General features: G+C 64.5%; 19 protein-coding genes and 1 pseudogene. 15 read left to right on the top strand and 5 right to left on the bottom strand.

Translation table 11 applies throughout. The features are described 5' to 3' along the window. Positions 1–15: 15 nt before the first annotated feature. The 9 genes from PE067_RS11775 (at position 16) to PE067_RS11815 (ending at position 13,559) form a co-directional block, all read left to right on the top strand. Positions 16–6,396: a type I polyketide synthase gene (locus PE067_RS11775; RefSeq protein WP_276189560.1), complete on the top strand. Its 6,381-nt coding sequence runs from the start codon at positions 16–18 to the stop codon at positions 6,394–6,396. Continuing rightward, positions 6,393–6,587, top strand: coding sequence for a hypothetical protein (locus PE067_RS11780; RefSeq protein WP_276189561.1), 195 nt, complete (start codon positions 6,393–6,395; stop codon positions 6,585–6,587). Before PE067_RS11775 ends, PE067_RS11780 begins: the two co-directional genes overlap by 4 nt. Beyond that, complete coding sequence (locus PE067_RS11785; protein WP_276189562.1) at positions 6,532–7,224, top strand: glycosyltransferase family 2 protein; 693 nt, start codon at positions 6,532–6,534, stop codon at positions 7,222–7,224. Before PE067_RS11780 ends, PE067_RS11785 begins: the two co-directional genes overlap by 56 nt. A gap of 173 nt (positions 7,225–7,397) precedes the next feature. Continuing rightward, on the top strand, positions 7,398–7,709 hold the full coding sequence (locus tag PE067_RS11790; protein WP_276189563.1) for a hypothetical protein: 312 nt from the start codon (positions 7,398–7,400) through the stop codon (positions 7,707–7,709). A gap of 140 nt (positions 7,710–7,849) precedes the next feature. Continuing rightward, on the top strand, positions 7,850–8,002 hold the full coding sequence (locus PE067_RS11795; protein ID WP_276189564.1) for a hypothetical protein: 153 nt from the start codon (positions 7,850–7,852) through the stop codon (positions 8,000–8,002). A 188-nt stretch (positions 8,003–8,190) separates the two neighbouring features. Continuing rightward, positions 8,191–8,601 (top strand): hypothetical protein, encoded by a 411-nt coding sequence (locus tag PE067_RS11800; RefSeq protein WP_276189565.1) that lies wholly within the window; start codon positions 8,191–8,193, stop codon positions 8,599–8,601. Between the two features lie 238 nt (positions 8,602–8,839). Beyond that, positions 8,840–12,181, top strand: coding sequence for a MupA/Atu3671 family FMN-dependent luciferase-like monooxygenase (locus PE067_RS11805; protein ID WP_276189566.1), 3,342 nt, complete (start codon positions 8,840–8,842; stop codon positions 12,179–12,181). Continuing rightward, positions 12,178–12,849 (top strand): 4-phosphopantetheinyl transferase, encoded by a 672-nt coding sequence (locus tag PE067_RS11810; RefSeq protein ID WP_276189567.1) that lies wholly within the window; start codon positions 12,178–12,180, stop codon positions 12,847–12,849. The genes PE067_RS11805 and PE067_RS11810 overlap by 4 nt, the downstream gene beginning before the upstream one ends. Positions 12,850–13,265: 416 nt before the next feature. Next, positions 13,266–13,559 carry a hypothetical protein gene (locus PE067_RS11815; protein ID WP_276189568.1) on the top strand — a complete coding sequence of 98 codons (294 nt, stop codon included), beginning with the start codon at positions 13,266–13,268 and terminating at the stop codon, positions 13,557–13,559. Here PE067_RS11815 and PE067_RS11820 read toward each other — a convergent pair whose 3' ends face one another. Both PE067_RS11820 and PE067_RS11825 read right to left on the bottom strand, forming a co-directional pair. Further along, positions 13,560–14,267, bottom strand: coding sequence for a sugar transferase (locus PE067_RS11820; RefSeq protein WP_276189569.1), 708 nt, complete (start codon positions 14,265–14,267; stop codon positions 13,560–13,562). 287 nt (positions 14,268–14,554) lie between these two features. Further along, positions 14,555–15,529: a glycosyltransferase gene (locus PE067_RS11825; RefSeq protein ID WP_276189570.1), complete on the bottom strand. Its 975-nt coding sequence runs from the start codon at positions 15,527–15,529 to the stop codon at positions 14,555–14,557. A 141-nt stretch (positions 15,530–15,670) separates the two neighbouring features. Here PE067_RS11825 and PE067_RS11830 point away from each other — a divergent pair, with 141 nt between their 5' ends. The 4 genes from PE067_RS11830 (at position 15,671) to PE067_RS11845 (ending at position 21,037) form a co-directional block, all read left to right on the top strand. Further along, positions 15,671–16,432: a chromosome partitioning protein gene (locus PE067_RS11830; RefSeq protein WP_276189571.1), complete on the top strand. Its 762-nt coding sequence runs from the start codon at positions 15,671–15,673 to the stop codon at positions 16,430–16,432. 73 nt (positions 16,433–16,505) lie between these two features. Next, positions 16,506–17,942 (top strand): lipopolysaccharide biosynthesis protein, encoded by a 1,437-nt coding sequence (locus PE067_RS11835; protein ID WP_276189572.1) that lies wholly within the window; start codon positions 16,506–16,508, stop codon positions 17,940–17,942. Positions 17,943–18,247: 305 nt separating this feature from the next. Then, positions 18,248–20,527, top strand: a complete 2,280-nt coding sequence (locus PE067_RS11840; protein WP_276189573.1) for an NADP-dependent malic enzyme — start codon at positions 18,248–18,250, stop codon at positions 20,525–20,527. A 123-nt stretch (positions 20,528–20,650) separates the two neighbouring features. After that, complete coding sequence (locus PE067_RS11845; RefSeq protein ID WP_276189574.1) at positions 20,651–21,037, top strand: hypothetical protein; 387 nt, start codon at positions 20,651–20,653, stop codon at positions 21,035–21,037. Positions 21,038–21,056: 19 nt separating this feature from the next. Here PE067_RS11845 and PE067_RS11850 read toward each other — a convergent pair. Together PE067_RS11850 and PE067_RS11855 are read right to left on the bottom strand one after the other, a co-directional pair. Further along, a pseudogene (locus tag PE067_RS11850) lies at positions 21,057–21,774 on the bottom strand (IS5 family transposase). Then, positions 21,761–22,774 (bottom strand): rhodanese-related sulfurtransferase, encoded by a 1,014-nt coding sequence (locus PE067_RS11855; RefSeq protein ID WP_276189575.1) that lies wholly within the window; start codon positions 22,772–22,774, stop codon positions 21,761–21,763. Before PE067_RS11855 ends, PE067_RS11850 begins: the two are co-directional and overlap by 14 nt. Positions 22,775–22,927: 153 nt before the next feature. Here PE067_RS11855 and pncA point away from each other — a divergent pair, with 153 nt between their 5' ends. Beyond that, entirely contained in the window at positions 22,928–23,524 is a 597-nt protein-coding gene (pncA, locus tag PE067_RS11860) for a bifunctional nicotinamidase/pyrazinamidase (RefSeq protein ID WP_276189576.1), read from the top strand. Next, positions 23,521–24,831: a nicotinate phosphoribosyltransferase gene (pncB, locus tag PE067_RS11865; RefSeq protein ID WP_276189577.1), complete on the top strand. Its 1,311-nt coding sequence runs from the start codon at positions 23,521–23,523 to the stop codon at positions 24,829–24,831. The genes pncA and pncB overlap by 4 nt, the downstream gene beginning before the upstream one ends. A 70-nt stretch (positions 24,832–24,901) precedes the next feature. On the opposite strand, the gene PE067_RS11870 is transcribed toward pncB, so the two are convergent. Beyond that, a complete protein-coding gene (locus tag PE067_RS11870) occupies positions 24,902–26,056 on the bottom strand; it encodes a Hint domain-containing protein (RefSeq protein WP_276189578.1) in 1,155 nt (384 codons plus the stop codon). Positions 26,057–26,172: the final 116 nt, after the last annotated feature.

Here is a 26,172-nt window from a genome sequence, read left to right on the forward strand (position 1 = left end):
TTGAGGGTGTCGATAATGTCTTTGGATCGCACGACTGCCGCGCAGAATGTCGAACTGGGCGTGGAATCGACCGATATCGCGATTGTCGGCATGGCCGCGCAACTGCCCGGTTCGCAGGATGTGTCCGAATATTGGGACAACCTGTGCAAAGGCGTCGAATCGATCCGGCGGCTGTCCGAGGACGACCTGCTGGCCGCGGGCGAATCCCGTGGCCGGATGCGGGATCCGAATTACGTCCCCTCTGCTGCGGTCCTGCAGGAATTCGACGGGTTCGACGCGGAATTCTTTGGGCTGTCCCCCAAGGAAGCCGCGATCATGGACCCCCAGCACCGCAAGTTTCTGGAAACCTGCTGGCACGCGCTGGAAGACGCCGCCCATACCCCCGAAAGCTTTGGCCGCCCCATCGGCGTCTATGCCGGTTGCGGCATGGGCAGCTATTTCTATTGGAACGTCTGTTCCAACCGCGATCTGGTCGACAATGTCGGGCATTTCCTGCTGCGCCACACCGGCAATGACAAGGATTTCCTGTCCACCCGCGTCAGCCATGTCCTTGACCTGACCGGGCCAAGCGTGAACGTCCAGACGGCCTGTTCGACCTCGCTGGTGGCGATCCATACGGCTTGCCAGTCGCTGCTGTCGGGCGATTGCGACATGGCGCTGGCCGGTGGCGTGACCATCGAAATGCCCCATGCGCGCGGCTATCTGTATAAAGAAAACGAAATCCTGTCGCCGGACGGTCATTGCCACGCAGCTGACCATCGCGCGCAGGGCACGGTCTTTGGTTCGGGCGCGGCGGTCGTGGTGCTGCGGCGTCTGTCGGATGCGCTGGCCGATGGCGATCATATATGGGCCGTCATCAAGGGCGGCGCGCTGAACAATGACGGCGCGGCCAAGGCGGGCTATCTGGCGCCAAGCGTCGAAGGCCAGGCCAGGGCGATTTCCGAGGCGCTGGTGATGTCCGGCGTGACCTCGGACAGCGTGGGCTATGTCGAATGTCACGGCACCGGCACGGCGCTTGGCGACCCGATCGAGGTGGCCGCGCTGAATCAGGCGTTCGAACGTGTGCAGGAGCGTCCGCGCAGCGGGCCGTGCTATATCGGCTCGGTCAAGACGAATATCGGCCATCTGGACACGGCGGCGGGCGGGGCCAGCCTGATCAAGGCGGCGCTGTCCGTCCACCACGCAAAAATCCCGCCCAGTCTGGGGTATGAGCGCCCGAACCCCGCGATTGATTTCGAAAACGGTCCGTTTCAGGTCGCGGACCGGCTGATCGAATGGGACAGCCCGCTGCGCCGCGCGGGCATCAACTCGCTTGGCGTCGGCGGCACCAATGCGCATGTGGTGGTGCAGCAACCCCCCGTTCAGGCCCCGGCAGCCGAGTCTGACTGGCCGTTCCACATCATCACGGTTTCGGCCCGGACCAAGGCCGCACTGGATGCCAATTCGACCGCGCTGGCCGAATGGCTGACCGCTCATCCGGGCACCGATATGGCCGATCTGTCATTCACCCTGACCCGAGGGCGCCGCCGTTTCGACCGCCGCCGCGTGCTGGTCGCCCGCGACACGGCCGAGGCCGCGCGGCTGCTGGCCGCCCCCGATCCGCAACTGGTGTTCGACCACCAGCCGGTCGACAATGATGCGGGTGTCGTTTTCATGCTGCCGGGCGGTGGTGCGCAATATGCGGGCATGGCGCGCGATCTGTATGCGACCGAGCCGGTTTTCCGCGAATGGATGGATCGCGGTCTGGCCCATATGGCCAAAGCCACGGGCGAGGATCTGAGGGGGCTATGGCTGCCTGCGGATGCCGACCGGGCCGAGGCGGATCGCAAGCTGCTGAAACCCTCGATCCAGCTCCCTTTGCTGATGATCGCCGAATATGCGCTGGCGCAGTTGTGGATCAGTTGGGGCGTCCAGCCCGCCGCGCTGATCGGCCATTCGATGGGCGAAAACACCGCCGCCTGTATCGCGGGCGTCATGTCGTTCGAGGATTGCATCGGGCTGGTCCATCTGCGCGGCCAGTTGTTCGATACCGTGCCGGCTGGCGGCATGATCAGCGTCGAACTGGACCCCGCCGATTTCGCGGCAGAGGTCGACAGCCTTGAACTGGACCTTGCCGCCGTCAACGCGCCGGGCCTGTCGGTCGTGTCCGGTCCCGATGACGAGCTGGACGCCTTCACGGCGCTGATGGCCGCGCGCGGGGTGCAGGTGCAGCGCATCGCGATCTCGATTGCTGCCCATTCACGGATGCTGACGCCGATTTTGGGGCGTTTCCGTGACTACCTGACCAAAATCCGGCTGAGCCCCCCGCAGATCCCGATCATTTCCAACCGCACCGGCGTCGAACTGACCGATCAGCAGGCGGTGGACCCGGATTACTGGGTCGCCCATCTGCGCGGCACCGTCCATTTCGCCGATGGCATCGACCATTTGGCGCGGCAGGGCGACCGGGTTTTCCTTGAGGTCGGGCCGGGCCGCGCGATGAAGGTCATGGCGCAATCCCATGCCGATATCGGCGCGCATCAGGTGATTTCGACCCTGCGTCACCGCGACCATGCGGTGGGCGATGACGTCTATTTCGTGCTGGCGCTGGCCCGTGTCTGGGCGGCGGGCGTCGCGATCGACTGGGGTCAGATCTGGGGCGGCATCCAGCGCCGCCGCCTGTCGCTGCCGGGCTATCGGTTCCAGCGCAAGCGCTATTTCATCGAACGCGCCACCACCGACGCCGCCGCGACCGGGGTCGAGGACCTGCTGCGCATCGAAAATCCCGCCGAATGGGGCTGGCGTCCCGCATGGCGTCTGGCCGCGCCGCGCGTCGAAATCGGCGCGGATGGCCGCCCGGTTGCGGACGGGTCGCGCCGCTATCTGGTCTTCATGGATGATGCGGGGCTGGGCGAACGCCTGACCGCCAGCCTGCGCGCGGCGGGTCAGCAGGTCGCGACCGTGGCCGCCGGTGACCGCTTTACCGATCTGGGCGAGGGCGCCTTTACCCTGCCCCAGATCCGACCGCGAGGGTATGAGATGCTGCTGGCCGCGCTGATCCAGCAGGATCGCGCCCCCGACCGCATCCTGCATCTGTGGTCGTCCACGGCGCAGGACAAATTCCGCCCCGGCTCCAGCATCCTGAACGCGCGGTTGGAGCGTGGTTTCTTCAGCCTGCTGCATCTGACGCAGGCAATCGGCGCCGAACTGCCCGATACCCCGGTCGACCTGATCGCCGTCACCAGCGACGCGCTGAGCGTGGCGGGCGAAGCGGCCGCCCATCCCGAAAAGGCGACGGCGCTTGGCGTCATCCGCGTCGCCCCGCATGAGATGGCGGGGATCACCACGCGGCTGGTCGATATCCGCATCCCGCAGGCGCCGCGCGCGGGCTTTGGCCGCGGCGGGGGCGACGGCAGCCAGATCGACGCCATCGCCGCCCATCTGCTGGAAGAGGCGCTGTCCGCCCCCACCGGCCAGACCGCCCCCACCGGCCAGACCACCGTCGCATGGCGCGACGGTCGGCGCTTTGAACAGGGGCTGGAACGGGTCGCCCTGCCCGAAACGGCTCCCGAAACCGCAGCGGCGATCCAGCCCGGCCAGACCTGCCTGATCACCGGCGGTTTCGGTGGTATCGGCCAGACCATCGCGCGCGATCTGGCCGCGCGGGGCGGCGCGAAACTGGCCCTGCTGACGCGCGGCAAGCTGACCGATCCCCGGGTTCAGGCGGCGGTCGCCGAAGTGCAGGCCATGGGCGCCGAGGTCCTGCCGATCCGCGCCGAGGTCACCAGCCCCGAGGATATGCGCCGCGCGGTGGCCGCGGCGCGCGAACACTTTGGCTCGGTCGATGTGGTGCTGCATGCCGCCGGGATCACCCGCGACAGCCTGATCGCGGCCAAGAATGACGATGATGCACGGGATGTGCTGGCCCCGAAACTGCTGGGCACGCAGGCGCTGCAGGCGGCGCTGGCCGAACATCCCGCGCAGATGGTGGTGCTGTTTTCATCGACCAGTTCGGTGATCGGTGCTGCGGGTCAGGTCGATTATGTCGCCGCGAACGAATATCTGAACGCGGTGGCACGTTCGGCGCCTGCGGGCTTTGGCCGGACGCTGGCGATCAACTGGGGTGTCTGGGCCGACGCCGGCATGGCCGCGCGCGCGGCCGGTATCGCCGGCGCGACCCCCGACATCGCCGGTGCCCCGGTCCCGCGCCCCTTGCTGGACGAGGCGCTGCCGCTGCCCGGTGGGCGCCAGTTCCGCAAGCTTTTGCGGATCGAGGATTGGATCATCGGCGGCCACCGCACCGCGCAGGGTCAGGCGCTGATGCCCGGCACGGGCTGGGTCGAGCTGATCGCCGAGGCGGCGGTCGAGGCGGGGCTGGCCATGCCCGTCGCCATCCGCGATCTGGAATTCATGCGGCCCGTCATGGTGCCCGATGGCGGCGCGGCACTGGTGACGGTGCGGGTAGAAACCGAAGGCGGTCGCCTGCGCGTCAATATTCTGGAGGACCCGACCAGCGAACCCAATGTCACCGCGCTGATTTCCACCGCCGACAGCGCGCCGCAATGGCCGCTGGCCGTGCCGGGCGACTGGCAACAGGACGGCGGCGGGCAGGCGCTGCGGTCCGCGCAGGACAGCCAGATGCGGTTCGGGCAACGCTGGCAGGTGCTGCGCCGCTACCGCATCGACGGCGACCACGGCAGCGCCGAACTGGCGCTGGATGCGGCCTTTGCCGCCGATCTGCAACAGGGCTATATCCTGCATCCGGCGCTGCTGGACATCGCAACGGGCTGGGCGATGGAACTGATCGAGGGCTGGCGCCCGGATCACCTCTGGGCCCCGATGAGCTATGGCCAGATCGTCATTCACCGCCCGATGGGCGGCCATGTCATCAGCCATATCCGCAATGCCGGGGTGAATACGGCGGCATCCGGGATGGCGGAATTCGACATTACCCTGACCCTGCCCGACGGCACGGTCTGCGTGGAGATCAAGGGCTTTTCGATCCGTCGCCTCCAGGGTGGTTTCGGTGCGGCCCGCAAGGTCGAACCGGCACGGCCGCTGTCGCCCGCCGAACGCAGGCTGCACCACAATATCTCGCAGGGGATTCCGGCGGCGCTTGGCCCGTCGATGCTGGAGCGGGCGCTGGCGACCGGGCTGGGGCAGGTCTTTGTTTCCTCGCTGGATCTGCCCGCGCTGGTGGCAGAGGCCGCGCTGACCGAGGAAGCGCAATCGACCGAAGGCGGCTTTGAACGCCCCGATCTGGACGCCGATTTCGTCGCGCCGGAACCGGGTGTCCAGACCGAACTGGCGCAGATCTGGTCCGAGCTTCTGGGCATCGCGCAGATCGGCGCGGCGGACAGCTTTTTCGACCTTGGCGGCCATTCGCTGATCGCGGTCCGCATGTTCGGCGCGGTGCGCAAGGCGATGGGCATCGACCTGCCGATTTCCACCCTGTTCGAGGCGCCGACCATCGGCGAATTGGGCGCGCTGATCGAATCGCGCATCGGCCCGCGCGATACGGGTGGCGCGGTGCAGGAACTGCGCCCGGTGGCCGTCGCTGGCGACCGGCCCGCGCGGCGTTTCGTCGTCGATATGGGCGGGCGCGACGGTGCCACGCCCTTCTTCATGGTCGCGGGCATGTTCGGCAATGTCATGAACCTGCGCCAGATGGCGCAACGTCTTGGCACGGATCGGAAATTCTATGGCCTGCAGGCGCGCGGCCTGTTTGGCGACGACAGGCCCCATGACAGTTTCACTGACGCCGCGCGCGACTATATCGACGAGGTCATGCAGGTCCAGCCCGAAGGCCCCTATCTGCTGGGCGGCTTTTCGGGCGGCGGGCTGATCGCGCTGGAAATGGCGCGGCTGTTGCGCGAACGCGGGCAAGAGGTTGCCCAGCTTGTCATGCTGGACACGCCCCTGCCGATGCGCCCCTCTCTGTCCAGACAGGATAAGCTGTTGATCCGGCTGGCGGAAATGCGCGAACAGGGACCGGCATTCGTCGGCAACTGGCTGCAGGGCAAACGGGCCTACAAGCAGAAGATGCGTGACCGCGAACGCGCGGGCCTGCCCGAGGGCGAGGGCGTTTTCCACGATCTGGCCATCGAGGCCGCCTTTCGCGCCGCCCTGCCCAAGGTGCAACTGGCCGAATGGGACGGGCCGGTGGCGATGTTCCGGCCGCCGCTGGACCGGCGCTGGAAGGTTTCGGGCGGGAAATGGGTCACGGCGGGGCGCGAATACCTGCTGGAGGATAACGGCTGGTCCGACTGGATGCCGCAACTGCGCGTGATCGAGGTGCCGGGCGACCATGATTCCGTGGTGCTGGAACCGAATGTCCGCCGTCTGGCCTCGGTCCTGCGCGATATCCTGCGCGAGGCCGATACCGATACCTACAGCCGCGCCGAGGCCGCAGAATGACCGGACCCGTCCTGAACACAATCGTCCTGAATTTCCGCACGCCCAACCTGTCGATCATGGCGGTCGAAGGCGCGCTGCGCGAGATGCAGGGTATCGCGGGCGGCGTCACGCTGGTCGATAATGACGGCGGCGGCGATGGCTCGCTGGAAAAAGATGCAGGCAGAGGCGCGGGCGCGGGGCTGGCTGGATGACGGCCGGCTGGTCATCGTCAGTTCGGGGCATAATGGCGGCTTTGGTGCGGGCAACAATTTCGGCATCCGTCGCGGCGTGCCGCCCGACGGGGCGCGCGCCGATCTGGTTTACCTGCTGAATTCCGACGCGATCCCGCAGCCCGGCGCGATCCGCGTGCTGGTCGATTATCTGGCCGCCCATCCGCAGGCGGGCATTGCCTGTTCGCGCATTCGCGGCATGGATGGCGAACCGCATCAGACGGCCTTCCGCTTTCCCTCGACCGCCGGAGAGTTTGAGGCGACCATCAAGACCGGCCCGGTCTCCAGACTGCTGCGCAACCGTATCGTCGCCATGCCGCAGCCGCTGGAATCGCTGCGGGTGGATTGGTCGGCAGGGGCCTCGATGATGATCCGCATGGATGTGCTGGACCAGATCGGCCTGTTTGACGAAGGATTTTTCCTGTATTTCGAAGAAACCGACCTGTGCCGCCGTGCCGCCGATGCGGGATGGCAGACGCATTACGTCTATGACAGCGAAATCGCCCATATCGGTTCCGCCAGCACCGGCATGAAGCGTTGGGCGCGGGTGCCCGATTGCTGGTATGACAGCCGCCGCCGCTGGTTCGAAAACACCGCGGCCGGGCCGGGGCGCTGGTGACGACCCTGGCCAATCTGTCCGGCACGGCGCTGTGGCGTCTGCGCTGCACGCTACAGCGTCGCGAAACAGGTGTGCCCAAGGGCCATATGGCCCGGATGGCGCGCACGCGCTGAGAAATGCGCGGCCACAGCTCCGGCATATTGAAAAGGCCAGCATTTTGAAAGGGTTGAGTGATGACCGAATTTTCCGCCATTCTGGTCGGCAATGGATCGCTTTTGCGCCACGCGGCCGAGGTTCTGATGTCTCGGGGGCATCGCATTGTCGCGGTGGTGACGCGCAACGCCGATCTGCGGGACTGGGCCAGGCGCGCAGGTCTGCAGGTCGAGGATCAGGACGCCCCGGTGGCGGCAGATGTCGCCGGGCGCGGACCGGCTGTTCTAAGCGTGGCAGAACCTGTCGATCCTGAAGCCCGAGATGCTGGCGCGCGGGCGTTCCGGGCGCGATCAATTTCCACGACGGCCCGTTGCCGCGCATGGCCGGGCTGAACGCGCCGGTCTGGGGGATCATTCAGGGCCAGACCGGCCACGGCATCACTGGCACATGATCGACGGCGGCGTCGACGAAGGCGATATTCTGGCCCAACGCCATTTCCCGATTGCGGGCGATGACAATGCCCTGACGCTGAATGCCCGCTGTTTCGCGCGCGGGGCCGAAGCCGCCCCCGGCGATCGCCGTCCGGATGCTGGAAAACGGCGCGCCGATCCGCCAGAAGCAGGACCTGTCGCTGCGCAGCTATCTGGCCCGGGACCGGCGGCCCGAAAACGCCATCGGTCCTTGATCTGGGCCGGCCGGGTGCGGGCCATTCTGGATCTGGTGCGGGGTCTGGATCATGGCGGCTGTGGAACCCGCTGGCCGAACCCAGAAACTGATGCTGCCCTGCAGGAATGATCCTGCCGGTGCGCGGGGCGGAATTCGTCGAAGGCGCAGGCCAGCCGGGCCGGGTGTTGGATCCGCACGGGCGACAGCGTGACCGTCGCCTGTGCCGATGGCGCGGTGCGGCTGGATCTGGATGCGCAGGCGGCTTTTGTCGGCGAAACCGTGGCGGTGCTGACGCCGGAACAGCGCGCGGCGCTGACGCAGGCGGGTGACCGGGCGGCAAAACAGGACGGTTTCTGGCGCAAGCGGCTGTTTTTGATGAACCCGGCGGTGCTGCCCGGTGTTTCGGCGCCGCAGGCGCCGCGCGAACGGGTCGCGCTTGGTGCGGCATCGGGGGATCAGGCGCTGGCGGTGGTCGTGGCGGTGCTGGCGCGCCTTGCCGGGCTGACCGAAACCGGCTTTGGCCTGCGTCCGGACGGGGTCGATCTGTATCCGGGGATCAGTTCGGATTGGGTGCCGCTGGCGGTCAATGCCGCGCCGAAATCAACATTTCCACCCTGACCGAGACGCTGAGCGCGCAACTGGGCGACATCCGCCAGCGCGGCGTCTTTGCCGATGACCTGCTGCGCCGCGCGCCGAATTGCGCGACCGCGCCCGCCCGGATCTGGCCATCGACCTGCGCGGCGATGCGCCCGCCGATGGCGCGGCCCTGCGGGTGACGCTGGCCGAAGGGCAGGAGCTGGATCGACTATGACCCGGCCGGATTTCGCCCGCGCGCGCCGAACGTGCGGCGACGGCGATGCGCGTGGGCTTTGCCCTGCCGGGCGATACCGCCCTGCGCGATATTCCCGTGCTGACCGATGCGGAACGCAGCGCCCTGCTGCACGGCCGCAGCGACACCGCGGTCGAGGTTGCGCCCGAATGCATGCACGAAGTCATCGCCCGCAGCCTTGCCGCCGACCCCGATGCGGTGGCGCTGGTCTTTGAAAACCGCATGATGACGCGGGGCGAGCTGGATCGCGCCTCGAACGCGCTGGCGGCGCAACTGGTCGCGCTTGGCGTCGGGCCGGACAAGCCGGTGGGGATTTTCGCCAAACGCTCGCCTGAAATGGTGATCGGGGCGCTGGCGATCCTCAAGGCGGGGGGCGCCTATGTGCCGCTGGACCCGGATTATCCCGCTGATCGCATTGCGATTTATGTCGAAGACAGCGGCGCGTCCATCGTGCTGGCGCAGGACGGTCTGGCGGGCCAACTGCCGCCCCATGGCGCACAGGTCGTGACCATCCCGACCGCGATTCCGGCCCATGACACGCCGGTTCCCGCGACGAGGGTGACGGGCGCGAACCTTGCCTATCTGATCTTTACCTCGGGTTCGACGGGTCGGCCCAAAGGCGTGATGATCGAACATCGCAATGTCACGAATTTCTTTGTCGGCATGGATGAATTCATCCCGCATCAGCCGGGCGATGCCTGGCTGGCGGTGACCAGCCTGTCATTCGACATTTCCGTGCTGGAGATTTTCTGGACGCTGGCGCGCGGCATGAAGCTGGTCATCGCGGGCGAGGAATCGCGGCTGGCGGTGTCGGGCAGCGGCCATCGCGGTGTGCCCGGCGGGATGGAATTCAGTCTGTTCTACTGGGGCAATGACGACGGCCCCGGCCCGCAGAAATACAAGCTGCTGCTGGATGGCGCGCGTTTCGCCGATGAAAACGGCTTTGTCGCTGTCTGGACGCCGGAACGCCATTTCCACGCATTCGGCGGCCCCTATCCGAACCCCTCGGTTTCCGGCGCGGCGGTGGCTGCGGTGACGAAAAACATCGGCGTGCGCGCGGGTAGCTGCGTCTTGCCGCTGCATCACCCCGCCCGCGTGGCCGAGGAATGGGCCGTGATCGACAACCTGACCGGCGGTCGTGCGGGTCTGGCGATCGCCTCGGGCTGGCAGCCGGATGATTTCGTGCTGCGCCCGGAAAACACGCCGCCGAACAACAAAACCTCGATGATCGAGGGCATCGACCAGTTGCGCCGTTTGTGGCGGGGCGAGGCTGTGCCATTTGCCCGCAACGACGGCAAGACGCATGATGTCGTGACGCAGCCGCGCCCGGTCCAGCCCGAACTGCCCCTGTGGATGACCGTCGCGGGCAATCCCGACACATGGCGCGAGGCCGGGCGCCTTGGCATGAACGTGCTGACCCATCTGCTGGGCCAAAGCATCGCCGTGGTCGAGGAACGCATCAAGGATTACCACGCCGCCCTGCGCGAGGCGGGCCATGATCCCGAGGATTTCACCGTCACGCTGATGCTGCACACCTGTTTGGCCGATGACCGCGAAACCGCGCGCGACATCGCCCGTGAACCGATGAAGGCCTATCTGCGCTCTGCCGCCGCGCTGGTGAAGCAATATGCCTGGGACTTCCCGGCCTTTCGCCGCCCCGAAGGCATGTCGAACCCGATGGCCATCGACCTTGGTTCGCTGACCGAGGATGAAATGGACGGCATCCTTGAATTCGCCTTCCTGCGCTATTTCGAGGATTCGGGCCTGTTCGGGTCGCTGGACGATGCGGTCGCGCGGGTCGAGCATCTGAAAGCCATCGGCGTGGGCGAGATCGCCTGCCTGATCGACTATGGCATCGCGCCCGCGCAGGTGGTTCAGGGCTTTCCGCTGCTGGCCGAACTGCGCGCCACGGTGAACCGGAATGCCGAGGATGATGGCGATTATTCCATCGCCGCCCAGATCCGCCGGCATCAGGTCACGCATCTGCAATGCACCCCCAGCATGGGCCGGATTCTGGTGTCAGATCAACTTGTTGCGCAGCAGTTGGGCCGGTTGACATGCATGATGCTGGGGGGCGAGGCGCTGCCGCCGTCGCTGCTGGCCGACATCCGCGGCGTGACCAATGCCCGGATTTTGAACATGTATGGCCCGACCGAAACGACGATCTGGTCCACCGTGGCCGATTTGTCGAACAGGGCCGAGGTGACGCCTGGCCGTCCCATCGCCAATACCCAGATCTATGTGCTGGACAGCGAAGGCAACCCCGTGCCCCCCGACGCTCAGGGCGAATTGTGGATCGGCGGGCATGGCGTCACGCGCGGCTATTGGCGGCGCGACGATCTGACGGCTGCCGCCTTCCGCCCCGATCCCTTTGTTCAGCCGGATCGCGTGGCCCCCGGCGGCGAGCGGATGTACAGGACGGGCGATCTGGTGCAATGGCGCGAGGATGGCTTGCTGGATTACATCGGCCGCGCCGATCATCAGATCAAGCTGCGCGGTTTCCGCATCGAGTTGGGAGAGATCGAGACGGCACTGAACGCGCTGCCCGGCGTGCGCGAGGCCGTCGCCATCGTGCGCGAAGACACGCCCGGCGACCGTCGTCTGGTCGCCTATGTCACAGGCAGCCAGATCCCCGACGAAACGCGGATGCGCGAGGCGCTGACCACGCATCTGCCGGGCCATATGGTTCCCGGACGCATCGTCGCGCTGGACCGCATGCCGCTGACCCCGAACCGCAAGATCGACCGCAAGCAATTGCCCGCCCCCGCCGCAGCGGGGCGCGCGCAGCCGCAATCGCTGACGGCGCCGGTCGCGCCTGCACCACAGCCCCCGATTGCCCCCCCGATTGCGCCGCCGGTCGCGCCCGGGGCGACGCCCGCGAACCAGCCGGAAACCCCCGTCGCGGATAGCGGTGCCGCCGATCTGGCCGAGGGCGTTCTGGCGATCTGGAAGGAAACGCTTGGCGTCCCGCATATTGCTGCGCGCGATAATTTCTTTGCGCTTGGCGGGCATTCGCTGCTGGCGATCCAGTTACACCGGACGCTGCGCGACCGGCTTGGGCTGGCGCGGCTTGGCGTGACGGATATCTTCCGCTTCCCGGTCTTTGACGCCTTCCAGAAACATGTCGCGAAACTGGCCCCCACGGGCGGCGCGGTTCCGGCGGCACCCCGCCCCATGCCAGAGCCTGCGCGGCCTGTCGCCGCCCAACCCGTTACCGCTCCGCCGCCCGTCGTATCCCAACCGGTGGCGCCGCCGCTGGTCGCCGCCGTCACCCCGGCCGCGCCGCCCGCCGCCCCGGCGGCGGGGGCTGCGGATGACACCATGGCGCGACGCCGCGCCCTGCGCGCCCAGCTTCGCGGCAACGGTTGAGCGTCGCGGGCGCGGCGAAATTACAGGCGCTGGCCCGGCACATTGCCGCGCCGGGGCTTTTCTGCGCGGTTGCCCCCATCGACATGGCGACACCGGCGTTGCTGCCCGATGAACTGGCCTGCGTCGCGCGGGCCATACCCCGCAGGCGCCACGAATTCGCGGTTGGGCGGATGGTGTTGCGCCACGCGCTGCATCTGGCGGGGCACAAACTGCCCGCGGCACAGCCGATTGTTGCCAGATCCGACCGCCAGCCTGATCTGCCGCCGGGGCTGCGGGCCAGTCTGTCGCATAGCCGCGACTATTGCATCGCTGTCGCGGCAAGCGATCCGGCCCTGTGTCCGGGTGTCGATATCGAACGGATGGCTGCGGACCGGCCCGATGATCTGGCGCAGGTGATCGCGCCCTGGCGCCAGAGGCCGCCGGTTGCGGATGCCGAGCTGCTGGCCTTCAGCGCGAAAGAATCGCTGTTCAAAAGCCAATATCCCGAAACCGGGATGATGCTGGATTTTACCGATGCGGCCCTGGCCCTGTCCGGGCATCGGATGCGTGCGCGGCTGGCCTGCGGGCGATTTCTGTCAGGTGCCTGGGGGCAGGCCGCCGGGCATTTTCTGGTGATCAGTTGGCGCACCCGGCAAACAGACGGGCCGGAATTTTTGCCGAAGGATTGACATCGCGGCGGGCCAGCGCCCGCGGCCTTGCCGCGTGTTTCATAGCGGTCTGCGCGGCGGTGATCATGCAGACCGGCCCTGCCCGCGATACAGGGGCGGCCGCATCATCACGTATCGCAGATCGGTGAATCGTCGGCCCCTGACGCGGCGGCGCGGCGATTTCATGGCAGAGGAAGTGATGCGAAAGCGGCGGAAAAGTGTTGACAATGCGTCCGATTCGTAGATTCATCTGGCGTGTTATCTACTTATACGTGTGACATTTTGGACGGTACGGATTGGTATAGGCAGCTAGTTGCCGAGTTGCATGACAGTTTGAGCGATTTTGGGCCTGTATAAAACCATTCTGATAAGTTTGCTTTAATCCTGAACCAATTTCAGGACAATTAACCTCAAGGTAACGGTCTGCAGATTACGCTGTGGTTGTGGACCTGACCGAAACAATTGGATGGCAAGGAAGGAGTACGAAACTGCTGGGAACTCTTTTCATATCCGCTGCTACAGCATCTGCCGCCGCCGTTGGCCTGACGGCTCTGCTGGACATTTCGCTGCTGATGGGCCTGCTGGTCTATTCGGTCGTCGGCGCTGCGACCATGATCTTGCTGTCCTGGCGGCGTTTTCTTCTGTCCGAGCGGGAAGAGGAAAATGGGCACTGGGTTGGCGCCAATGCCCATCGTGGCTACGTTTCGCTTTCCGTTGAACGGCGGCAGTAGTCAGTAGCCCGTCCCGCGAAGCACGACCGCGACCGTTTGCAGGATGATCCTGGTGTCGTTGCGCAGGCTCAGGTTGGCCGTATAGGCTGCGTCGAAGTTCGCGCGAGCGGCAAAGGTGCTGTCATTGCGATCCGAGATTTGCCACAGGCCGGTGACGCCGGGGCGCAGGTGGTAGTAATCGGCGCCCGGATACAGTTGGGCCTGTTCCAGCAACATCGGACGCGGCCCGACGATGCTCATATCCCCGATGAGCACGTTCCAAAGCTGCGGCAGTTCGTCCATCGACGATTTGCGCAGAAAACGCCCGAAGCGGGTGATGCGGGGGTCTTTTTTCAGCTTTTGCGTCAGGTCCCATTCGGCCCGGGCCAGTGGGTTGCTTTGCAGATGGGCTTCGAGCTGGGCATCCGCGTTCGGCACCATGCTGCGCAATTTCCACAGACGGAAGCTGCGGCCCGAACGACCGACGCGCAATTGCGAATAGAACGGCGAATGCCCGTCCGTCGCGACCAGAATCGACAGGATCAGAAGCACCGGCACGACGATCGGAAGCGCCAGCACGACGAGCAGAATATCCAGCGGACGCTTGATGAAACGTGCATGGACGGATTTTATCCCTGTCGGAAGCCCGTCGAAACCCGTGTTGGTCTGAAAATTGCTAAACTCGATCTTTCGGGGATCGTTCGCAGAAAGATTGATTTCATGCTTCATCGTTACGCCCGCAACTAAAGTACTGTCGCAGTATAGTCCTGCATTTTAATAAAACTAGATCTAACCACCCCGCTGTCGAAAAGGACAGGTTTAATATTTTTCAATGGCTTACAGGGGATCGAGAGGCCCGCGAAATGAACATTTGTCCAGTTTTGTCAAGTTTGCCGGGATCGCTCTTTGCGGGTATCGCCTTAATGGCGATGAATATAATCAAGATCAACTTCAGGTTGTAGATTGCATATCATTTGCACATGTTCCGATCGCAGAAATTGCGGCATGTGCCTGGGTCATTTGTATTCGATCAGCCCTGATTTGCGGCCCAGCACCCGGCGCAGATGGTATTCGGCGATGCCAAGCGCCTCGGGGAACTTGCCCAGCATATTGAAGGCGGCGCGGGCCCATTTGTCCTGCGGATCGCTGTCGCGCCGTGCCATGCGGACAATCTGGGCGGGATAGATCAGCAGCGCCAGCAGGAACCACGGCTGGACCAGCGCCAGCAGCAGGATCACCGGCAGCAGCCCCGCCCAGATTGCCGCGCGCCGCGTTTCACGCTTCCAGAAACCTTCGGGGCCGTTGCGATAGCGCCAGGAGACCTCGGCAAAGGCGTGGCCGGTGCGGCGGTTGCGTTTCCACCATTGCGAAAACCGCGTCATGGCCGCGTCATGCAGGGTCATGTCGCTGTCGATGCGCCGGATCTGCCAGCCCGCGCGGGCCAGACGCAGGCACATCTCTGGTTCCTCGCCCGCGATCAGGGTCGGGTCATAGCCGCCGACTTCCGCGATCGCCGCGCGTCGGGCCAGCATGTCGCCCCCCACCGCCTGCGCCGGGCCGATCGGCGTGTTCCATTCCGCATCGCAGATCCGGTTATAGATCGAGGCTTCGGGAAAGCGTTCGCGCCTGCGCCCGGCGACGACGCCAAGCCGGGGATTGGCGGCCATTTCGGCCAGCGCGCGGTCCAGCCATTGGCCGTCGACCTCGCAATCGCCATCGACGAATTGCACGAATTCGCTGTTGCCGACACGCGCGAAACCGGCGTTGCGGGCGCGTGCGGCGGTAAAGGGGCGGGACATGTCCGGGGACACGACTTCGGCCCCCAGATCCAGCGCGCGGGCGGTGCTGCCATCGGTCGATCCCGAATCGACATAGACCACCCGCGACACCCGCGACGCAAGCGAGGTCAGGCAGCGGACCAGCCGTTCCCCTTCATTGCGTCCGATGGCAATCGCCGTAACGTCAGGAGAATTCTTTGCCAAATCGGTCATGTCTCTATTAATTGTATTGGCGATTCCGGCTGTCGCCTGCATGACGGCGACGGTATCATGCGTGGGTTGAGGGTATCGCAGGCAATGGGCCGCTTACCGAGGGATACGATGTTGACAGGCGTGAGCCAAGAGGGAAGCGACATGGATGATTCGACGCGGGTCGAGGCCGTTTCGTCGACCCCGGTCGCCGCCCCGGCCGGGGATGGTCCCGAAGAGCCGTCTGCCGCCGGGAATCTGTGGGACCGCACCCGTTTCCGCCCTTCTCGCAAGGGCGGCGTCGCGATGACGCGCGTCCAACAGGCCGAACATGAAAAGCGTATCGCCATGCTGCGCACCCGGATCATGCGCGAGATGCGCGAAAGGGGCTGGAACCGTCTGGCCGTGATGCCGGTGACCGCAGGGGCCGGGGCAACTACGCTGGCCGTCGATCTGACCCGGATGATTATCCGCCACCGGGGCACACGGGTCATGCTGATCGACGCCAATCTGGGCAATCCGGCGATTGCCGCGCGCATCGGGGTCGAGGGTTGCGGTTCGCTGTCCCGCGCCGTTCAGGCGGGCGAGGATCTGTCGCGGATCCTGCAGGTCCTGCCCGATCAGCGCAATCTGGCTGTGCTGGCGCCCTCTGAACCCGAAAGCGAGGCCTCGGAATTCCTGCAGGGGGGCCGCCTGCCCGCCGCGCTGCGCAGGCTGGCCGAAAACGATCCGGCCCATGTCACGCTGATCGACACCGCGCCGCTTCTGGGCACCGATGTCGGCATTGCCGCATTGCCGCTGGTCGATGCGATCCTGCTGGTCGCCGATGCGCGCCGCACGACGGCGGCGGATATGAAGGAATGCGAACGCCTGCTGGTCGATATGCCGCCGCTGATGGGCGTCGTTCTGAACAAGACATCAAGTTAGGTCTGGCACGTTGGGACCCATTCAATCCATTCAAGACCTGATTTCCCTGATCATGCGGCGGCTGCCGGTGATCATGACCATTCTGGCGATCGGCATTCTGGGCGCGCTGTATCTGGCCGTCACCTCGCCCCGCGTCTACGAGGCGGTTGCGGTCATCCAGATCGAGGCGCCGGCCATCGTCGATTCGACCAATGACGCGGGCCTGCCGGCGGCCCGGCGCGTGCAGTTGATCGAACAAAGGCTGATGGTGCGCGCCAATGTGCTGGACGTGATCGAGCGGCATCAGCTGTATGTCGGCCTGCCCCTGTCCGAGAATGCAAAGATCGCGCTGTTCCGCGGTTCGACCCGGATCGAAAGCGTTCAGGCGACGGGGCGCGACCCCACCAGCGGCGCCTCTCTGGTGGCGATCGTGATTTCGGTCCAGGCGGAAACCGCGCAAAAGGCTGCGGATCTGGCCAATGATTTCGCCGATTCGATCATCGGTCAGGACGAGGCGAGCCGCGAGGCCCGCGTTCAGGAAACCCGCGAATTCCTGCTGGCGGAAGAACGTCGGATCGAACGCGAACTGGATGCCCACGGCCGCCGCATGGCCGATTACAACACCCAGAACGAAGACGCGTTGCCGAGCGCGCAGGAATATATCCAGCAGGAACTGACCCAACTGGCCGAGCAGGAGGCCGCGCTCGACCGCGAAATCATGTCGCTGGACCGCGAGCGGCTGGCGGTTCGGGCCGGCGACGGGATGGGGCTCGGGCGCACGGTCAGCTCGCTCGCGCAGCAGCTTCGCGTGGCGGAACTGGAACTGGCGCAGGCGCGCCGCACCTTTTCGGCCGACCACCCCGAAATTGCGCGGCTGGAAGCAAACATCAGCCGCCTGTCGGAGGGCGGCGTCAGCGAGCCGTCGGGGATCGTCCAGCAGGTGCAGCTGATCGACACGCAGTTGCAGCAGTTGCGCCAGCAGATCGCCCAGATCTCTGCGCGGCAGGGCGAAATCGAACGCGCCCGCGCCCGCACCCCCGAGGTGCGTCGCGAAGTCGAACAGATGACCCGCGAACAGATGCGCCTGCAGGACCGCTATGCGGAAACCTCGCGTCGTCTGGCCGAGGTCGAGATGCTGCAATCCTTGCAGGAAAACAATCAGGTCGAACGCTTCGTGGTGCTGGAACGCGCCGTGCCGCCCGAATATCCGGCCCTGTCGGGGCGCAAGAAAAGCGCGCTTCTGGGCGGTTTGGTGACCTTGATGATCGCCGGGGGGGTGGCCTTGTTGCTGGACCTGCGCCAGCCGGTGCTGCGCAGTTCCAGCCAGTTCATCGCGGCGACCGGGCTGCGGCCGGTGGTGGAACTGGCCTATGTGCCGGATGAAAAAGACCTGCTGACGACCCGGATCACATGGTATTATCTGGCCTGTCTGACGGTCGCGACGCTGATCGCGATGGTCTGGCTGGCCGGATACCTGCCCGGCGTGCCGTCGCCCGGCGTCGTCGGCCCGATGGGGTCCGGGGGCGCGTGAACCCATCTCCGGGACGCCGCTGAAGCGCCCCGAGACGTCGCGCGGCAGGCTGGCGATACGCACGGCATTCTTGCCGCGCAAGCCATGCCGCCGGTGAGCCATATTCCGATGGTCAGTCGGGCTGGCCGCCGTGCCCTGTGGCTGCATGCCGACAGGACCGCGCCTGTTTGCGCTCGCATCGCGAAAACCGGGGCGCGGCTTGCGTTTTCGGCCCATGGCCCGGCGATACCCCCTTGTGCATCCCCCGCCGTTTCGCTTTCTGGACGCAGTTTGAGCGGATCACGGCATGAGGGGGAAATCAGGGTATGGACGACAACACACCGCGCCAGTCGCGCATCACGGCAGAAGAGGCGCTGGCCTATCACCTTGAACCGCGGCCGGGCAAATATGACATCGTGGCCTCGACCCCCATGGCGACGCAGCGCGACCTGTCGCTGGCCTATTCGCCGGGGGTTGCCGTTCCGGTTCAGGCCATCGCCGAACGCCCGGAAACCGCCTATGACTATACCGTCAAGGGCAATATGGTCGCGGTCGTGTCGAATGGCACATCCATTCTGGGGCTGGGCAATCTGGGCGCGCTGGCATCCAAACCGGTGATGGAAGGCAAGGCCGTCCTGTTCAAGCGTTTCGCCGATGTGAACGCCATCGACATCGAACTGGACACGCTGGACGCCGATGAAATCATCAAGGCCGTCCATCTGATGTCGCCCACCTTTGGCGGCATCAATCTGGAAGATATCAAGGCGCCCGAATGTTTCATCATCGAACAGCGGCTCAAGGAAATCTGCGATATCCCGGTGTTCCACGACGACCAGCACGGCACGGCGGTCATCTGCGCGGCCGGGCTGATCAACGCGCTGGAACTGTCCGGCAAGCGGATCGAGGATGTGAAGATCGTCCTGAACGGTGCGGGCGCGGCAGGCATCGCCTGTCTGGAACTGGTCAAGACCATGGGCGCGCGGCATGAAAACTGCATCATGTGCGACACCAAGGGCGTCATCTGGCAGGGCCGCACCGAAGGCATGAACCAGTGGAAATCGGCCCATGCCGTCAAGACCGACGCCCGCACGCTGGAAGACGCGATGAAGGGCGCCGATGTCTTTCTGGGCGTGTCGGCCAAGGGCGCGGTGACGCAGGACATGGTCGCTTCGATGGCCGAAAATCCGGTGATCTTCGCGATGGCGAACCCCGATCCCGAAATCACCCCCGAGGATGCCCATGCCGTCCGCCCCGACGCCATCGTCGCGACCGGCCGCAGCGATTATCCCAATCAGGTCAACAACGTCTTGGGCTTTCCCTATCTGTTCCGGGGCGCGCTGGACATCCATGCCCGCGCCATCAACGATGAGATGAAGATCGCCTGTGCCGAGGCTCTGGCCATGCTCGCGCGAGAGGACGTGCCCGACGAGGTCGCGGTCGCCTATGGCCGCAAGCTGCAATTCGGCCGCGATTACATCATCCCGACGCCCTTTGATCCGCGTCTGATCCATGTCGTGCCGCCCGCCGTCGCCAAGGCCGGGATGGATACCGGCGTGGCCCGCCGCCCGATCATCGACATGGATAGCTATGTCCAGTCGCTGAAGGCCCGGATGGACCCGACCGCGACGATCCTGCAGGGCATCCACGCCCGCGCGCGTCAGGCGCAGGCGCGCATGATCTTTGCCGAAGGCGACGACCCGCGCGTGCTGCGCGCCGCCGTGGCCTGGCAGCGCGGCGGCATGGGCCAGTCCATCGTCGTCGGCCGCGAGGCGGATGTGCGCGAAAAGCTGGAAGCCGCCGGTCTGGGCGATGCGGTGCGTGAACTGACCATCGCCAATGCCAGCAATTCGCGCCATCTGGATGCCTATCATCAGGCGCTGTATACGCGGCTGCAACGCAGGGGTTTCGACCGCGAGGATGCCAACAAGCTGGCCAACCGCGACCGCCATGTCTTTGCCGCGCTGATGCTGAAACACGGCCACGGCGACGGTCTGGTGACCGGCGCGACGCGCAAGAACGCGCATGTTCTGGCCCAGATCGGCAATGTCTTTGACGTGACGCCCGCCGATGGCGCGGTCGGGATCACCGCCGTCCTGCTGAATGGCCGCATCGTGCTGATGGGCGATACGCTGGTCCATGAATGGCCCGAAGACGAGGACCTGGCCGATATCGCGACCCGTGGCGCCCATGTCGCCCGCGAACTGGGGCTGGAGCCGCGCGTGGCCTTTCTGTCATTCTCGAACTTTGGCTATCCGGTCAGCGAGCGCGCCGTGAAAATGGCCCGCGCGACCGAGGTGCTGGACCGCCGCAAGGTCGATTTCGAATATGAGGGCGAAATGACCGTAGACGTCGCGCTGAACCCGGCGGCGGCGGCGAAATACCCGTTCTCGCGCCTGACGGATGTTGCGAATGTGCTGGTGGTGCCGGCGCGGCATTCGGCCTCGATCTCGGTCAAGCTGTTGCAGGAAATGGCCGGGGCGACGGTGATCGGCCCGATCCTGACCGGCGTGCCGCAACCGATCCAGATCTGCGGGACGAATTCGACGGTGAACGACATCCTGAACATGGCCGCGATTGCGGCGGGCAAGCTGGGTCAGGTCAAGTGATAGGGGGCCCTTTTTCTGATAGCGTCAAGTATTCTCCGCGGCACGCCTTGTTGGCCTCATTCCCGCTCAAGTGCCTGTGAGATAGGATATGCCAGATTATAAAGCTATCGATTCGGAGCGCAAATGAGGGGCATTGAAGAAGAGGCGCAGGCGCAGCTGGAAGCATATATTTCTGCCAATAAGGCGTTGGGGGTCAATTTCAAACGCCCCGACGGTATGGGGCAATTGGCGGTCAAAGCCGCTGAGCTGGACTTGGAAAAGGATATGGGGCTGCTTGGCGAGTGGCGTGAGGTTTCGTGTAGCAGCGACTGGAGCTTCACCGATGCAAGGCTTCTACGAAGCGCACGCCTGGATGCCGCAGAGGCAAAATATCGCTCTGCGCAGGCAAGTAGGTTCGCTTGGTATGCAATGAGTTCGGCCGCCAAAACATATTATGCGTGCTTTATTCTGATCGTGCTGAACCTTGGGCAATTTGGCTTGATCTGGTGGCTCTTAGCGCGACAAAGCTAGGGTCTGGACTCATTGAGTTTCAAAGCCAGTAGATGACGAGGGCAGCAAGTGCGATTGCTGACAAGAATACCTTGGGGCAACGGTCGTACCGGGTCGCCACACGCCTCCAATCCTTGAGCCTGCCGAACATGATCTCGATCCGGTTGCGCCGTTTGTACCGGCGCTTGTCGTACTTGACGGTTTTCTTCCGCTGCTTCCGGCCTGGGATGCAGGCGCGTATCCCTTTGTCTTTCAACGCTTCTCTGAACCAGTCGGCGTCATAGCCGCGATCCCCGAGCAGCCAATCGACATCCGGCAGGCTGCTCAGCAATGCCCGCGCGCCGATGTAATCGCTGACCTGTCCGGCAGTGACGAACAGGTTGAGGGCGCCCCTGGCTGTCGCAGATGGCGTGCAACTTGGTGTTCATGCCGCCCTTGGTGCGACCAATCAGGCGCCCACGCCCCCTTTTTCACGCCCATGCTGGTCGCGGTGCGGTGGGCCTTCAGGTAAGTGGCGTCGATCATCACGGTCTTCTCTTCGCCGTGCCCGGCCGCCAGACCCGCCATCATTTGGGCAAAGATGCCCTTGTCGCTCCACCGCTTCCAACGGTTGTATAGTGTCTTGTGCGGGCCATAGGCTGCCGGGGCATCGCGCCACCGTAAGCCATTGCGATTGATGAAGATAATCCCGCTTACACGCGTCGATCATCGACGCGAGGCTACCGTGGGACTTGGGAAGAAGGCTCAAGACGCGCCATCTGCGCGTCCGTCAACCAAAAAAGATCCAGACATGGTCACCGCTCGCTTTTCGAACCGTGGATCACGCCGCCAGTCGGAAATCAATGGGTCCTGAGCCTGGATGTCATATCTGCCCTGCTGCCCCAATTCACCGCGTTCGGACTGGCGTTGGCGTTCGCGGAACCGGGCGCGGTCGGCGTCGGTGTATTCGCCCTGACAGCGATGGCAGCAGACGCCCGGCTCAAACTCAGGGCGTTGTTTGTCGGCGGGGGACAGCGGGCGGCGGCAGGCGTGGCACAGATCGTAATCGCCCTGTTTCAGCCCGTGGCCCAGGCTGACGCGCTTGTCGAATACGAAACATTCGCCCTGCCACAGGCTGTCTTGCTGCGGCACGTCCTCCAGATATTTCAGGATGCCGCCTTTTAGGTGAAAGACCTGATCGACGCCTTGCGACATCAGATAATTCGTCGATTTTTCACAGCGGATGCCGCCGGTGCAGAACATCGCGATGCGCTTGTTGTGAAAGCGATGGGCGTTTTCTTCCCACCATGCGGGGAAATCGCGAAAGCTGCGGGTCCGGGGATCGACGGCGCCCGCGAATGTGCCGATTTCGACCTCGTAATCGTTGCGGGTGTCGATGACGGCCACGTCGGGGGCGCTGATCAGGGCGTTCCAGTCCTGCGGATCGACATAGCGGCCGACGGCGGCGGTGGGGTCGACATCGGGCTGGCCCATGGTGACGATCTCGCGCTTCAGCCGCACCTTCATCCGGCCAAAGGGCATTTCGGCGGCGCTGCTTTCCTTCCATTCCAGCCCCGCGCAGCCGGGCAGGGCGCGGATATGGGTCAGCACGGCGTCGATCCCCGCGCGGCTGCCCGCGATGGTGCCATTGATCCCCTCGCGCGCCAGAAGCAGGGTGCCGCGAATACCGTTTGCCTCGCAGCAATCCAGCAAGGGACCGCGTAGCGCGGCGGGATCGGCAAGGCGGGTAAAGTGATACAGGGCGGCGACGGTGAACATTTCGGCCCCTTGCACCAAGTTCGCCGGTGGCGCAAGCGATCCCTGTCGTGATCGCAGCAATTTGCTTGCAGCCGGTCGGAAAAGCCGCGAACCTAGACGCCCTGACCAGAGGAGCGGGACGAGGCTGCCGGGCATGAGCATATGGGGGCGCTGATGGGCAATGCATTGATCGTCATCGATATGCAGGTGGATTTCTGCCCCGGCGGCGCGCTGGCCGTGGCGGGTGGGGACGACCTGGTCGCACCGATCAACGCCATGATGCGCGACTATGATGCCGTCATCCTGACGCAGGACTGGCATCCGGCCAATCACAGCAGCTTTGCCGACAATCACCCCGGCGCGGCGCCTTTTTCGCTGGTGGAGATGCCCTATGGCCCGCAGGTGCTGTGGCCGCGCCATTGCGTCATCGGCTCGGGTGGCGCCGATCTGGTGCCGGGACTGGACACCAGCCTTGCCGATCTGGTGCTGCGCAAGGGCTTTTGCCCGGAAATCGACAGCTATTCGGCCTTTTTCGAAAATGACCACAGCACGGCCACCGGGCTGGCGGGCTATCTGGGCGAAAGAGGTCTGAGCCATCTGACATTCGTTGGCCTTGCCCTGGATTTCTGCGTCGCCTGGTCGGCAATCGACGCGGTGAAACTGGGCTTTGGGGCGGCCGTGGTCGAAAGCGCCTGCCGGGCCATCGACCTGGACGGATCGCTGGAACAGGCGCGCCGCAACATGTGCGCCGCAGGAGTGACAATCGCATGATAACCCCGACCGTCGATATCGCGACGCGCGTATACAACCATAAATGGAAAATCGACCCGATCGTCCGTTCGCTGATCGACACCGACTTTTACAAGCTGTTGATGTGTCAGTCGATTTTTCGGAACCGTCCTGATACGAATGTGCAGTTCCAGCTGATCAACCGCACCAAATCCATCCGTCTGGCCGATATCATCGACGAAAGCGAATTGCGCCAGCAACTGGATTATGTGCGCGGGCTGTCGCTGTCGCGGGGGGAAAGCACATGGCTGCGCGGCAATACCTTTTATGGCAAGCGCCAGATGTTCCGCCCCGATTTCATGGAGTTTCTGGAAAACCTGCAACTGCCGCCCTATCGGCTGGAAAAGAAGGACGGGCAATACGAACTGACCTTTGAAGGCAAATGGCCCGAAGTCATGCTGTGGGAAATTCCTGCGCTGGCGATCATCATGGAACTGCGCTCCCGCGCCGTGCTGAACGATATGGGCCGGTTCGAATTGCAGGTGCTTTACGCCCGCGCCATGACCCGGATCTGGGAAAAGATCGAGGAATTGCGCAAGCTTAGTCCCGATCTGCGCATTGCCGATTTCGGAACGCGGCGGCGCCACAGCTTTCTGTGGCAGGACTGGTGCGTTCAGGCGATGATCGAGGGGCTGGGCGATACGCGCTTTACCGGGACCTCGAACTGCCTGATCGCGATGCGCCGCGATATCGAGGCGATCGGCACCAACGCCCATGAATTGCCGATGGTCTATGCCGCCCTTGCCGAAAACGAGGATGCCCTGCGGCAGGCCCCCTATCGCGTTCTGGCCGACTGGCACGAGGAACATGACGGCAACCTGCGCATCATCTTGCCCGACACCTATGGCACGCGCAATTTTCTGGAACATGCGCCCGACTGGCTGGCGGGCTGGACCGGGATCCGGGTCGATTCCGGTGACCCCGCAGAGGGGGCAGAGCGCGCCATCGCCTGGTGGACCAGCCGTGGCGAAGATCCGCGCGACAAGCTGATCATCTTTTCCGACGGGCTGGATGTCGCCAAGATTGCCGAGCTGTTCCACCGCTTTCATGGCCGGGTCAAGGTCAGCTTTGGCTGGGGCACCTTGCTGACGAATGATTTCCGCGATCTGGTGCCGGACAATCAACTGGCGCCGTTTTCACTGGTCTGCAAGGCCGTGGCCGCGAATGGCCGGCCCACCGTCAAGCTTTCGGACAATCCCGAAAAGGCAACCGGCCCCAAGGACCAGATCGAACGTTACAAGCAGGTGTTCGGCGTCGGCGCGCAAAGATCGGTCGCCGTCGAGGTCTGAGCGGTCCTGAAACGGAAAAGCCCCGGCCGTTTGATACGGCCGGGGTTTTCAATTCGTATTCCGGCGCCGATCAGCCGCGCCCGGCGCCTTGCAATTCGCGCCCGTTGGCGGCGTGGCGTTGTGCCAGTTTGCGCCCTTCGCGGCCCGTGCCGATCGGACGCGCCGCTGCGAATTCGTGATCCGCATCGGTCAGTTCCGGGAACAGCGCAATCATTTCCGCGCGCGCTGCCGGATCGACGGCCCGCAGCGCCTCGGTTCCGGTGAACAGCGACTCGGTCGCGGCGCCTTCGGACAGGATGATTTCGTGCTGGTCGAACAGCAGGTGGAAATATTCCAGATCTTCGGCGCTGTCGTCGATGTCGATACCGTCGATATCGGTCAGGAACTTGGCGGCGATCAGCACCTCGGTTTCGCCCATCATGCGGGCCGCGATTTTCGAGCTGATCAGAATGCGGTGCTGCTGCGAGACATACAGATCGCGTTCCGGCAGGTTCTGGCCAAGCGCGCCGGCCCGGATGCGGACGGGGCGCAGTTTCGGGAACATCTGCAGCAGTTCGGAACCCATCTTTTTCGAGCCGATCCAGCGCAGCGGCTGCAGCCCGTTGTCACGGGTGACGACCAGATCGCCGACCTTCAGATCCTCGACCGCGACATTGCCGCGATCCGTCAGGATCATGGTGCCGTTGCGAAAGCAGATGAACGCCGGGGCGTTGTCCATCTGGTAACGCGACGTATCAAGATGCGTAAAATCGTTTTGGGCGACGGATGTGATCTGAATGGATTGTATGGGTTTGGTGGTCAGCGCCTCGATCTCTTGCGCCGTTGCCCCGTGAGGCGGCGGCACAAGCCCGAGATTGCCAAGCGTGTCCTGCACCACGCGCAGCAGGACGTTCTGCGCCACAGTTCCGTCCGTGTATGTCACCGTCCCGCGATAAAGGATGCCGGTGTCGATTTCGACCGTGCCGCCCACATGCGTCACAGGATCGTCGCGGTCGGAACGGTTGGACATATTGTCGAAGGGAATCAACCCGTCCGAGTTTGAATCATACAGCGAAACTTCGTTGATGTTGCGCGCAAGCGGATTGTCGGCGCTTCCGAAGGTCTGACCGACCAGCTCCCCCGCGCGCTCAGCGCCGGCGGTGGGAGTGCCGTTGTTATACTCGGTCGGATCCAGGTCGCGATGGTGTCCCAGTAAAATGACACCGATTGTGGTGGTCGTCGGCATGGTATTTCCACTCTTTCACAGCAACCCAGAAATTGAGTTGCGACAAGTTGAACATTTGAACCTATGGGCGCGCTGACTGCCTTGGATATTGGCCATGACCTCGTCCGAAAGCGTCG

It is taken from the genome of Paracoccus sp. DMF-8, from assembly GCF_029309835.1.
GTDB lineage: Bacteria > Pseudomonadota > Alphaproteobacteria > Rhodobacterales > Rhodobacteraceae > Paracoccus.